Source organism: Ramlibacter sp. JJN2-2R (assembly GCF_057747835.1).
This window is the reverse complement of record NZ_CM173226.1, coordinates 2,090,136-2,101,951: the sequence shown is the minus strand read 5'-3', so window position 1 is coordinate 2,101,951 and position 11,816 is coordinate 2,090,136. Positions and strand designations below refer to the sequence as shown.

Annotated in this window: 10 protein-coding genes; 1 reads left to right on the top strand and 9 read right to left on the bottom strand. The window is 69.3% G+C overall.

What is annotated here, in order from left to right; genetic code table 11:
• Positions 1 to 24: 24 nt before the first annotated feature.
• The 8 genes from AC3ANR_RS10355 to AC3ANR_RS10320 form a co-directional block, all read right to left on the bottom strand.
• Positions 25 to 981 (bottom strand): tripartite tricarboxylate transporter substrate binding protein, encoded by a 957-nt coding sequence (locus AC3ANR_RS10355; protein ID WP_488288031.1) that lies wholly within the window; start codon positions 979 to 981, stop codon positions 25 to 27.
• 70 nt (positions 982 to 1,051) lie between these two features.
• Positions 1,052 to 1,984: an electron transfer flavoprotein subunit alpha/FixB family protein gene (locus AC3ANR_RS10350; protein ID WP_488288030.1), complete on the bottom strand. Its 933-nt coding sequence runs from the start codon at positions 1,982 to 1,984 to the stop codon at positions 1,052 to 1,054.
• 102 nt (positions 1,985 to 2,086) lie between these two features.
• Positions 2,087 to 2,836: an electron transfer flavoprotein subunit beta/FixA family protein gene (locus AC3ANR_RS10345; RefSeq protein ID WP_488288029.1), complete on the bottom strand. Its 750-nt coding sequence runs from the start codon at positions 2,834 to 2,836 to the stop codon at positions 2,087 to 2,089.
• An 8-nt stretch (positions 2,837 to 2,844) separates the two neighbouring features.
• Positions 2,845 to 3,843: a Bug family tripartite tricarboxylate transporter substrate binding protein gene (locus AC3ANR_RS10340; protein WP_488288028.1), complete on the bottom strand. Its 999-nt coding sequence runs from the start codon at positions 3,841 to 3,843 to the stop codon at positions 2,845 to 2,847.
• A 20-nt stretch (positions 3,844 to 3,863) separates the two neighbouring features.
• A complete protein-coding gene (locus AC3ANR_RS10335) occupies positions 3,864 to 5,063 on the bottom strand; it encodes a CaiB/BaiF CoA transferase family protein (RefSeq protein ID WP_488288027.1) in 1,200 nt (399 codons plus the stop codon).
• Positions 5,060 to 6,214 carry an acyl-CoA dehydrogenase family protein gene (locus tag AC3ANR_RS10330; protein WP_488288026.1) on the bottom strand — a complete coding sequence of 385 codons (1,155 nt, stop codon included), beginning with the start codon at positions 6,212 to 6,214 and terminating at the stop codon, positions 5,060 to 5,062. Before AC3ANR_RS10330 ends, AC3ANR_RS10335 begins: the two co-directional genes overlap by 4 nt.
• Before the next feature lie 11 nt (positions 6,215 to 6,225).
• Positions 6,226 to 7,422, bottom strand: coding sequence for an acyl-CoA dehydrogenase family protein (locus AC3ANR_RS10325; RefSeq protein WP_488288025.1), 1,197 nt, complete (start codon positions 7,420 to 7,422; stop codon positions 6,226 to 6,228).
• An 88-nt stretch (positions 7,423 to 7,510) separates the two neighbouring features.
• Positions 7,511 to 9,628 carry a 3-hydroxyacyl-CoA dehydrogenase NAD-binding domain-containing protein gene (locus tag AC3ANR_RS10320; protein WP_488288024.1) on the bottom strand — a complete coding sequence of 706 codons (2,118 nt, stop codon included), beginning with the start codon at positions 9,626 to 9,628 and terminating at the stop codon, positions 7,511 to 7,513.
• A 106-nt stretch (positions 9,629 to 9,734) separates the two neighbouring features.
• Here AC3ANR_RS10320 and AC3ANR_RS10315 point away from each other — a divergent pair, with 106 nt between their 5' ends.
• Complete coding sequence (locus tag AC3ANR_RS10315; RefSeq protein ID WP_488288023.1) at positions 9,735 to 10,625, top strand: LysR family transcriptional regulator; 891 nt, start codon at positions 9,735 to 9,737, stop codon at positions 10,623 to 10,625.
• A gap of 2 nt (positions 10,626 to 10,627) precedes the next feature.
• On the opposite strand, the gene AC3ANR_RS10310 is transcribed toward AC3ANR_RS10315, so the two are convergent.
• Positions 10,628 to 11,806 (bottom strand): acyl-CoA dehydrogenase, encoded by a 1,179-nt coding sequence (locus AC3ANR_RS10310; RefSeq protein ID WP_488288022.1) that lies wholly within the window; start codon positions 11,804 to 11,806, stop codon positions 10,628 to 10,630.
• Positions 11,807 to 11,816: the final 10 nt, after the last annotated feature.

Sequence of the window (11,816 nt, the reverse complement as noted above, 5' to 3'; positions counted from 1 at the left end):
TTGCTCCTTGTCGTTGTCGTGGCTTCAGTCCAGCGACACCTTGGCTTCGCGGACCACCTTGCCCCACTTGGCGGTTTCCTCCGCGATGAACTTGTCGAATTCCGCCGGGCTGCCGCCCACCGGGATGGTGCCCATCGCCTCGAGGCGCGAGCGCACCTCGTCCATCTTCACGACCGCCGCGATTTCGTCGGACATGCGCTTCAGGATGGCCGCGGGCGTGCCGGCCGGCGCCAGCATGCCGGCCCAGGTGCTCGCGAGGAAGCCCGGGATGCCCTGCTCCACGAACGTGGGCACGTTGGGCAGCGCCGGCAGGCGCTTGTCGCTGGCCACACCCAGCAAGCGCACCTTGCCCTCCTTGCCGATCAGGCCCTGCGCGGCATCGCCGAACAGCTGGATCTGGCCGCCGACCAGGTCGGTGAAGGCCGCCGCGGAGCCGCGGTAGGGGATGTGGACCATGCGTGTGCCGGTCAGGGACTTGAGCAGCTCGGTCGAGAGATGGACGGCGGAACCGCTGCCGCTGGAGCCGTAGCTGATCTTGCCCGGGTTGGCCTTGGCGTAGGCGACCAGCTCCTTCGCGTTCTTGAATGGCGCGTCGTTGCTGGCCGCGTACACGAGCGGCGACATGCCGATCAGCGATACACCGACGACGTCCTTCCTCGGGTCGTAGGGCAGCTTCTTGTACAGCGAGGTGTTGGCCGCATGCGCGGCGATCACCACGGCGAAGGTCGTGCCGTCGGCGGGTGCCTTCGCCAGCGCATCGACGGCCACGATGCCGTTGGCGCCGGCCTTGTTTTCCACGATCACCGGCTGGCCGAGGCGCTGGCCCAGCCGGTCGCAGACCAGGCGCGCGGTGACGTCCGTGAAGCCGCCGGGCGGATAGCCCACCAGCACGCGGATCGGCCGCACGGGCCAGCTCTGGGCGCGCGCGAACGGGGCGGCGACGGCCGAAGCGAGGGCGGCGGTGAAATGACGGCGTTGCATGGTTCTAGTCTCCTTGGGTATTGCATTGCTCCCTGCCCGGGACGGGGAGGGAGTCTTCTTTGCGTGCCTCTTACAGCGCCTTCACCAGCTCCGGCGTCGCCGTGAACAGGTCCGCCTCCAGCCCGTAGTCGGCCACGCTGAAGATCGGCGCTTCCGGGTCCTTGTTGATCGCGACGATCACCTTGGAGTCCTTCATGCCGGCCAGGTGCTGGATCGCGCCGGAGATGCCCGCGGCGATGTACAGCTGCGGCGCCACGATCTTGCCGGTCTGGCCGACCTGCAGGTCGTTGGGCGCGTAGCCCGCGTCGACCGCGGCGCGGCTCGCGCCGATGGCCGCGCCCAGCTTGTCCGCCAGCGGCGTCAGCACTTCCTGGAACTTCTCGGAGGAGCCCAGCGCGCGGCCGCCCGAGACGATGATCTTGGCGGCGGTGAGCTCGGGACGATCGCTCTTGGCGATCTCCTGGCCCAGGAACTTCGACTTGCCGCTGTCCGCGGCGGCCGAAGCGTTCTCGACGGAGGCGCTGCCACCGGTGGCGGCCGCGGAATCGAACGCGGTCGTGCGCACCGTGATCACCTTCACCTTGTCCGTGCTCTGCACGGTGGCGATGGCGTTGCCGGCGTAGATCGGTCGCTCGAAGGTATCCGGGCCGTCGACCTTGGTGATGTCGGAGACCTGGGCCACGTCCAGCTTCGCGGCCACGCGCGGCGCCACGTTCTTGCCGCCGGCGGTGGCCGGGAACAGGATGTGGCTGTAGTTGCCGGCGATCGCCAGCACCTGCGCGGCGACGTTCTCCGCCAGGCCGTGCTCGAACTGCGCGCCGTCGGCATGGATCACCTTGGCCACGCCGGCGATCTGAGCGGCCGCCCGGGCGGCCTCGCCGGCATGGGTGCCGGCCACCAGCACGTGCACTTCGCCGCCACAGGCGGCAGCGGCCGTGACCGTGTTCAGCGTGGCGGGGCGGATGGACTTGTTGTCGTGTTCAGCGATGACGAGGGAGGTCATGGGGTCTCCAGATTCGAGGGACCGGACTTCCGGACGCGAGAGCTTTCGCGAGATTTGGCTGTTCCCTTCGCGACTCATGCGTCCGGCAGTCGGTATGGCGGTTCAGATGACCTTCGCTTCGGTCTTGAGCTTCTGCACCAGGGTCGCCACGTCGGGCACCTTCACGCCGGCGCCACGCCTGGCGGGCTCGGCCACCTTCAGCGTCTTCAGGCGCGGTGCCACGTCCACGCCCAGGTCCGCGGGCGTCACGGTGTCCAGCTGCTTCTTCTTCGCCTTCATGATGTTGGGCAGCGTCACGTAGCGCGGCTCGTTCAGGCGCAGGTCGGTAGTGACCACCGCCGGCAGCGTGAGCTCCAGCGTCTCCAGGCCCCCGTCCACCTCACGCGTGACCTTGGCCTTGCCGTCGGCCAGTTCGACCTTGGAAGCGAAGGTGGCTTGCGGCAGGTCCGCCAGCGCGGCGAGCATCTGGCCGGTCTGGTTGCAGTCGTCGTCGATCGCCTGCTTGCCCAGGATCACCAGGCCGGGCTGCTCCTTGTCCAACAGCGCCTTCAGCAGCTTGGCCACGGCCAGCGGCTGCAGCTCCTCGTCGGCCTGCACCAGGATCGCGCGGTCTGCGCCGATGGCCATCGCCGTGCGCAGGGTCTCCTGGCACTGCTGCACGCCGCACGAGACGGCGATCACCTCGGTGGCAACCCCCTTCTCCTTCAGGCGCACGGCCTCTTCCACCGCGATCTCGTCGAACGGGTTCATGCTCATCTTCACATTGGCGATGTCCACACCCGTGTTGTCCGACTTGACGCGGACCTTCACGTTGTAGTCGACGACGCGCTTGACGGGAACGATGATCTTCATGGTCACGCTCACTGCTGCTGGTTGGCCAGGCCCTTGTCGCGGATCACCTTGCCCCACTTCTCGTAGTCGGACCGGGTGCGTTCGGCCATCTTCGCCGCCGGCTGGTAGTTGGCGATGGCGCCGGCCTTGAGCATGCGCTCCTGCACGCCCTTGTCGGCCAGGACCACGGCGAGCTCCTTGTTCATGCGCTCCACCACCTCCGGCGGCGTGCCCTTGGGTGCCAGCAGGCCGCCCCAGGACACGGCGTCGAAGCCCTTGAAGCCCTGCTCCGCGACCGTCTTCACGTCCGGCAGCACGCTCACGCGCTGCGGCGATCCGACCGCGATGGCGCGCAGCTTGCCGGACTGGATGTGCGGCAGCGCGGCCACGAGGTCGGCGTACATCAACGGCACCTGCCCGCCGATGGTGTCGGTGATCGCCGGCACGCCGCCCTTGTAGGCCACGTGCTGCATGTCGAACTGGCCCAGCTGCTTGAGCAGTTCCATGCTGAGGTGGCCGAAGCTGCCGACGCCGGAGCTCGTGTAGCTCAGCTGACCCGGGCGCGCCTTGGCATGCGTGATCAGCTTCTGCACGTCGGTCACCGTGGGCATGAGCTGCGGGTTGACCACCATGACGATCGGCAGGTCGTAGACGGACGCGACGGGCACGAAGTCCTTGACCGTGTCGTAGTCCACCGCCTTGTACATGTGCGGGGCCAGCAGCGTCGGCGTGGCCAGCATCATGAAGGTGTAGCCGTCGCCCGCGGTCTTGGCGACCTGGGCCGCCGCGATGGCACCGGAGGCGCCCGCCTTGTTCTCCACGACGACCGGCTGCTTCAGCCGCTGCGAGAGCTGCTCGCCGACGATGCGCGAGGCCGTGTCGGTGGGGCCGCCCGCTGGGAACGGCACGACCACCTTGATCGCCTTGCTGGGCCACGTATCCGCGTGGGCCTGCACCGCCAGCAGCGGCAGCACGCCCAGGACGAGGGCGCGGCGGGTGAGCCGCGAGAGGGAAGAGGAGATGCGCATGGATTGTTTCCTCGGATGTTTCAGATGACGCCTTGTTCTTTCAGGCGCGCCAGCCGCGGGGCATCGACGCCCGCGAGCCGGCCCAGGATGTCGGCCGTGCCTTCGCCCAGCACGGGCGGGGCATGGCGCACCGGAAGGCGCTCGCCGTCCAGGCGGTACGGCGGCGCCATGACGGAGGTCTGCCCGGCGACCGGATGGGGTTGCTGCGTGACCAGGCCCGCGCTCGCTGCGCGCGGCGAGGTCAGCGCCTCCAGCAGACCGAGCACTTCGCCGCAGGGAATGCCCACGCGCGAGAGGCGCTCCAGCAGCAGCTTGCGCGGGCGCGCCTGCAGCTCCCGGTGCAGCTCGGGCAGCAGGGTGGCGCGGTTCTGGCCGCGCAGCACGTTGGTCTTGTAGCGTTCGTCCGCGGCCAGGTCCGGCCGCTCGATCACCTCGGTGCAGAAGCGCTCGAACTGCGTGTTGTTGCCCACCGCGATGATCACCGGGCCATCCTGCGCGTCGAAGACGCCGTAGGGCACGATGGAAGGATGCGCGTTGCCGTAGCGCGGCGGGTCCTTCTGCATCAGCAGCGCTTCCAGCCCGTAATAGGCGCTCACCATCAGGCCGCAGTCGAACAGCGCCATCTCGACGTGGCGGCCGCGCCCGGTGCGCTGGCGGTCGAACAGCGCCGCGAGCACCGCCTGCGCCGCATACATCCCTGTGAACATGTCCACGGCGGCCACGCCGAACTTCAGCGGCTGCTGGGTCGCTTCGCCGTTGATCGCCATCAGCCCCGCCTCGCCCTGGATCACCAGGTCGTAGCCGGGGCGGGTCGCCTCGGGGCCGTGCCGGTCATAGCCGGACACGGAGCAATAGACGATGTCGGGCTTCACCGCTTTCAGCTGCTCGTAGCCCAGGCCCATCTTCTCGGCGCCGCCGTACTTGAAGTTCTGGATGACGACGTCGCACTGGCGGGCCAGCTCGCACACGACCTGCTGGCCCTCGGGCGCCTGCAGGTCCACCGTGACGGACCGCTTGTTGCGGTTCATGCTGTTGAAATACGCTGTCTCGGTCTTGCCCACGCGCAGGCCCCAGTCGCGCGTGTCGTCGCCGCGCTTCGGGTGTTCGACCTTGATCACCTCGGCGCCGAAGTCGCCAAGCACCTGGCCGCACAGCGGGCCGGCGAGCACGCGCGACAGGTCCAGCACGCGGACCCCGGCGAGCGGCAGCGCCGTCGTCATGCCGGCACCGCCTCATGCCGCTGCGCGGCGCCCAGCGCGATGAATCGCGCGAGGTGGTGGTCCTCGTCGCCGAGCTGGTGGTCGACCATCACCAGGCGCTTGGCGAAGTGCGGCAGCGGCAGTTCCCAGGTCATGCCGATGCCGCCATGCAGCTGGATGCTCTCCTCGGCCACCAGCGTGCCGATGCGGCCGATCGAAACCTTCGCCGCGGACAGGGCCCGCTCGCGCGTGAGCCGGTCGGCGTCGAGCGCGGCCGCGGCGTTGATCACGGCCGAACGCGCCTGCTCGATTTCCAGCAGCACGGTGGCCATGCGGTGCTGCAGGGCCTGGAAGCTGCCGATCGGCTTGCCGAACTGGCGGCGCGTCTGCAGGTACTCGATGGTCATCGCCTTGCAGGTGTCCATCGCACCCAGCGCCTCGGCGCACAGCGCGAGGATGCCGCGGCCGGTCGCGTGCTCCAGGGTCGCGAGAGCGTCGCCCTCCGTGCCGAGCAGCGCGCCGGCGGGCACGCGCACGTCCGCGAACGCGAGCTCGGCCGCGTGGGTGCCGTCGATGTTGGGATAGGCGCGCACCTGCAGGCCCGCGCTGTCGCAGGGCACGACGAACAGCGAGATGCCCTTCGCATCCGTCGCTTCGCCCGCGGTGCGCGCGGACACGACGACCAGGTCGGCGGCGCCGGCAAGCGGCACCACGGCCTTGCTCCCCGCGATCACCCAGCCGTCGCCCTCCCGGCGCGCGCGCGTCTCCACGCACTGCAGCTCGTAGCCCGACTGCGGCTCCCCGTGCGCCAGGGTGGCGATGCGGCTGCCGTCGATGAGGGACCCGAGCGTGTCGTGCCAGGCGGCGCCGCCCGCGTGCGCGATGGCGCTGCCCGCCAGCACGGTGGGCAGGAAAGGCTCCAGCACGAGCCCGCGACCCAGCGCCTCGAAGACGGTGGCGATGTCGAAGCCGGCGCCTCCGAAGCCACCCTGCTCCTCGGTGAACAGCGCGCCGATCACGCCCAGCTCGGCGAACTGCGCCCACTTGTCGCGGCTGCAGCCTTCGGCCGAGGCGGCGATGGCGTGGCGCGTGGCGATCGGGTACTGCTCTGTGACGAAGCGCGCGAGCAGGTCCGCCAGCATGCGGCGGTCTTCTGTCGGTCGGAAGTCCATGGTCCTGCCTTTCAGAGCCCCAGGATCATCTTGGAGATGATGTTCTTCTGGATCTCGTTGGAGCCGCCGAAGATCGACAGCTTGCGGTTGTTGAAGTAATGCACGGCGGCGAAGCTCGCCTCGCGCGGGCCGATCGGCTCGCCGGCATGGCCCTCTTCGAGCGCTTGTTCCACGAAGGGCAGCGCATACGGGCCCATCGCGCGGCGGATCAGGGCGTTCAGCTCCTGGCGGATCTCGGTGCCCTTGATCTTGAGCATGGAGCTTTCCGCGCCGGGCACGCCCCCGCCGGCCACCGCCGCGATGACGCGCAGGTTGGTCGTCTTCATGTTCTCGAGGTCGATCTCGACCTTCGCCATGCGCGCGGCGAACAGCGGGTCTTCGGCGAGCGGCCGGCCGTTCTTCTTCACGCGCGCTGAGATGCCCTCCAGGCGCTCCAGCGCCGCGACCGAGAAGCCGACGCCCGCGATGTTGGTGCGCTCGTAGGTCAGCAGGTACTTGGCGCAGGTCCAGCCCCTGTTCTCCTCGCCGACGAGGTTCTCAACGGGGACCCTCACGTCGGTGAAGAACACCTCGTTGACTTCGTGCTCGCCATCCAGCGTGATGATCGGGCGCACCTCCACGCCGGGGGAGTCCATGTCCACCAGCAGGAAGCTGATGCCCTCCTGCGGCTTGGCCTCGCGGTCGGTGCGCACCAGGCAGAAGATCATGTTGGCGTGGTGGCCCAGCGTGGTCCAGGTCTTCTGGCCGTTGACCACGTAGTGGTCGCCCTGGCGCACGGCAGTCGTCTTCACCGACGCGAGGTCGGAGCCGGCGCCCGGCTCCGAGTAGCCCTGGCACCACCAGTCGCGGCCGTCCAGGATGCGCGGCAGCCAGTGGCGCTTCTGCGCCTCGTTGCCGTACTTGATCAGCACGGGGCCGAGCATGTTGACGCCGAAAGGTACCGTGCGCGGCGCATAGGCCAGCGCGCACTCGTGCTCGAAGATGAACTTCTCGACGGCGTTCCAGCCGGGGCCGCCATATTCCTTCGGCCAGTGGTTGGCGAGCCAGCCGCGCGCGTGGAGCAGCGCGTGCCACTGCTCCAGGTCGGCCTTGGTCAGGCGCTTGCCGTTGCGCACCTTGTCGGTGAGACGCGCCGGGACGTCAGCGCGCAGGAAGGCGCGGACTTCGTCGCGGAAGGCGAGTTCTTCGGGGGTGAAGCTCAGGTCCATGGGTGTGTTCAGGATTGGAGCGGCGCGGGGGCATCCCGGGGCGGGGATGCCCACCCGCAGCCCGGGATGGGGGCCGGCACGGCGCCGCTCAGGCCTTGTTCAGGCTGTCGAAGTTCTTTCCTTGCGCGACCAGCTCCACCAGCAGCGGCGAGGGGTGCCAGAACAGGGGGTCTTCCTTCGCGAACTCGCGCAGATCGGCCAGCACCTTGTCCAGGCCCACCGTGTCCGCGTACTTCATCGGGCCGCCGCGGTAGCGCGGGAAGCCGTAGCCGTGCAGGAAGGTGACGTCCACGTCCAGCGGGCGCAGCGCGATGCCCTCGCGCACCACGTTGGCGCCCTCGTTCACCATCGCGGCCAGGTAACGGCGCATGATCTCGTCGCCGCTGAACTTCCGCGGCGTGACGCCCGCGCGCTGGCGCTCGGCGTCGACGATGGCGAGCACCTCGGGGTCCGGCGTGCCGGCGCGCGCGCCCTGCGGGTAGAGGTACCAGCCGCGGCCGGTCTTCTGGCCGAACCAGCCGCGCTCGCAGATGCGGTCGGCGATCTGCACGTAGCGGGCGCGCGGGTCGCGCGTGGCGGCCTTGCGCTTGCGCGTGGCCCAGCCGATGTCGCCGCCCGCGAGGTCGGACACCTGGAACGGCCCCATCGGGTAGCCGAAGGCGCGCACCGCCTCGTCCACCTCGTAGGGGCTCGCTCCGTCCTCCACCAGGTAGTCGGCCGCCTGCCGGTACTTCGCCAGGATCCGGTTGCCGATGAAGCCGTCGCAGACGCCGGCGCGCACCGGCACCTTCTTCAGCTTCTTCGCGAGCTCGAAGGCGGTGGCCACGACGTCGGCCGAGACTCTCGCGGGCACCACGATCTCCAGCAGCTTCATGATGTTGGCCGGCGAGAAGAAGTGCAGGCCGATCACGTCCTGCGGCCGCGAGATGCTCGCCGCGATGGCATCGATGTCCAGGTAGGAGGTGTTGGTCGCCAGCACCGCGCCACGCTTGCAGGCGCGGTCCAGCTCGGCGAAGACCGCCTTCTTCACCTCGATGTCCTCGAACACGGCCTCGATCACGAGGTCCGCGTCCCGCAGGTCGGCATACGCGGTGCTGCCGCTGAATCGGGACAGCACCGTGGCCTTGGCTTCGGCGCTCATGCGGCCCTTGGCCACGAGCCCGTCGTACACCTTCTCCACGTTGGCGCGTCCGCGCGCGATGGAGGCCTCGTCACGCTCCACCATCGTGACCGGCAGGCCCGCGTCGAGCACCGCCACGGCGATGCCGGCGCCCATGGTGCCGCCGCCCACCACGCCCACCGAAGCGATCGTGCGCGGCTTCGCGTCGCGGGTCTCTGGCGCCTTGGCCACCTCGCGTTCGGCGAAGAAGGCATGGATGAGGCCGGCGCGCTGCGGGCTGTCGATGCACTGCATGAACAGCTGCCGCTCGTTGCGCAACGCCTCGTCGAACGGCAGGTCCAGCCCCGCTTCGACGGCTTCGACAATCTTCAGCGGCGAGAACAGGCCGCGGGTCTTCTTCGCCGTCTCGGCGCGCACGTCCTTCAGCGTGGCGCGCGCGGCCTCGATGTCGGGCGCCAGCGCACTGTCGCGCGTGCGGCGCACGGCGGCGCGCGACGCGAGCAGCTGCTGGGCGTAGGCCAGGCCCGCGGCCTGCGCGTCCTCGCCCTCGTCGGTGCGATCGACCAGGCCCGCCTCGAGGGCCTCCCGGGCGCCCAGGTGGCGGCCACTCAGCATCAGATCCAGCGCGGGCTTGAGGCCCATCAGGCGCGGGGCACGCTGCGTGCCGCCGGAGCCAGGGATCAGGCCGAGGTTGACTTCCGGCAAGCCCAGCTTCGCATCCTGCAGCGCGATGCGGTAGTGGGCGGCGATGGCCACTTCCAGCCCGCCGCCGAGCGCGGGCCCATGGATCGCGGCGACCACCAGCTTGGTGCACGCTTCGATGGCGTTGCACACCTCCGGCAGCAGGGGCGCCATCGGCGACTGGCCGAATTCGCGGATGTCGGCGCCGGCGATGAAGCCGCGACCGGCCCCCACCAGCAGCAGGGCCCGGACTTCGGGATCCGCTTCGGCCTGCTGCACGGCCGCGCGCAGGCCGCGGCGCACCGCGACGCCGAGGGCGTTGACCGGAGGGTTGTCGATGGTGGCCACGAGGACGGCGCCTTGGCGGGCGGTGCGGACGGCGTTGTCCGCGGTGATGGAGCTCATGCCGGAATGCGGGGGAAGATGAAGTAAATCGCATCCAGATTCTGGATCGATCAATCCTGCTTGACAATCCGGAGGATGGTTGACAGTGCGTCAAGGAATTTTTGACATGGATCTCGGCTCCCTCACCCTCCTCGTGGAGATCATCGACGCGGGCAACCTCAGCCTGACGGCGAAGAAGCTCCGGATGACACGCGCAAACGTGAGCTACCACCTCAGCCAGCTCGAGAAGGAAGCGGGCGTGCAGCTGGTACGGCGCACCACACGGCGCGTGGAGCCCACCGAAGTCGGGCGGCGCCTGTACGAGCACGGCCGCCGCGTGCGCAACGAGATGCTCGCCGCACGCGAGACGATCGCCACCTTCGGCCAGGGACTGCAGGGGCGCGTGGGCCTCAGCGTGCCCAGCGGCTTCGGTGAGCTGGTGATGTCGGCCTGGCTGATCGACTTCAAGCGCCAGTTCCCGGGCATCGTGCTGGACGTGCTGTTCGAGAACCGCGCCGACGTGCTGCGCGACGAGGTGGACATCGCCGTGCGCGTGATGGCGGAGCCGCCGCCCTCGCTGGTGGCGCGCGACCTGGGCAACGTGCGCTATCTCGCCTGCGCCTCGCGCGAGTACGCCGAGCGCAACGGCCTGCCGGCGGCGCTGCAGCAGCTCGCCACCGCCCCGGTGATCACGTCAGGCGTGGTGGGGCGGCAGTTGCGGCTGCGCGCCTACCGGGGCGGGGAGCGCGAGGACGTGATCCTGGAGCCGACGCTGATCTCCGAGCACTTCCCCTTCCTGCGCAAGGGCATCCTCGCGGGGCTGGGCGTGGGCCTCGTGCCGGATTACGTGATCCAGGACGCGATCGCCACGGGGGACGTGGTGACCACGCTGGACGACTACCGCCTCTCGATCTTCGGCACCAGCATGTACCTGCTGTACATGCCGGACCGGCACCAGATCCGGGCCGTGCGCACGTGCATCGATTTCCTGCTGGAGAAGGCGCGGGCCCTGGGCTGAGATCAGAACGCTGCGATGCCGGTCTGCGCCCGCCCGAGGATCAGCGCATGGATGTCGTGCGTGCCTTCGTAGGTGTTCACGACTTCCAGGTTCACCAGGTGCCTTGCCACCCCGAACTCATCGCTGATGCCGTTGCCGCCCATCATGTCGCGCGCGGTGCGGGCGATGTCCAGCGCCTTGCCGCAGGAGTTGCGCTTCATGATCGAGGTGATCTCGACCGAGGCCGTGCCCTCGTCCTTCATGCGGCCCAGGCGCAGGCAGCCCTGCAGGCCCAGCGTGATCTCGGTCTGCATGTCGGCCAGCTTCTTCTGCACCAGCTGGTTGGCCGCCAGCGGCTTGCCGAACTGCTTGCGGTCCAGCACGTACTGGCGGGCGCGGAACCAGCAGTCCTCGGCCGCGCCGAGCGCGCCCCAGGCGATGCCGTAGCGGGCCGAGTTCAGGCAGGTGAACGGGCCCTTCAGGCCGCGCACCTCGGGGAAGGCGTTCTCCTCGGGACAGAACACCTCGTCCATCACGATCTCGCCGGTGACGGACGCGCGCAGCCCCACCTTGCCCTTGATCTTGGGCGCCGACAGGCCCTTCCAGCCCTTCTCCAGCACGAAGCCGCGGATCGCGCCCTCGTCGTCCTTGGCCCAGACGACGAACACGTCGGCAAAGGGCGAGTTGGAGATCCACATCTTGCTGCCGGTGAGCTTGAAGCCGCCGTCGACCTTGCGGGCGCGCGTGACCATGCTGGCCGGGTCGGAGCCGTGGTTCGGCTCGGTCAGGCCGAAGCAGCCGATGAATTCGCCGGTGGCCAGCTTGGGCAGGTACTTCTGCTTGGTCGCCTCGTTGCCGAATTCGAAGATCGGCACCATGACCAGCGACGACTGCACGCTCATCATCGAGCGGTAGCCGGAGTCGACGCGCTCCACCTCGCGCGCGATCAGGCCGTAGCTCACATAGTTGAGCCCGGCGCCGCCGTACTGCTCGGGGATGGTCGGGCCCAGCAGGCCCAGCTCGCCCATCTCGCGGAAGATGGCGGTGTCGGTGGTCTCGGTGCGGAAAGCTTCCAGCACGCGGGGCGCCAGTTTCTCCTGGCAATAGGTCTGGGCGGCGTCGCGCACGGCGCGCTCGTCGCCCGAGAGCTGCTGGTCGAGCAGCAGCGGGTCGGCCCAGTGGAAGGCGGCCTTGGTAGCCATGGGGAACTCC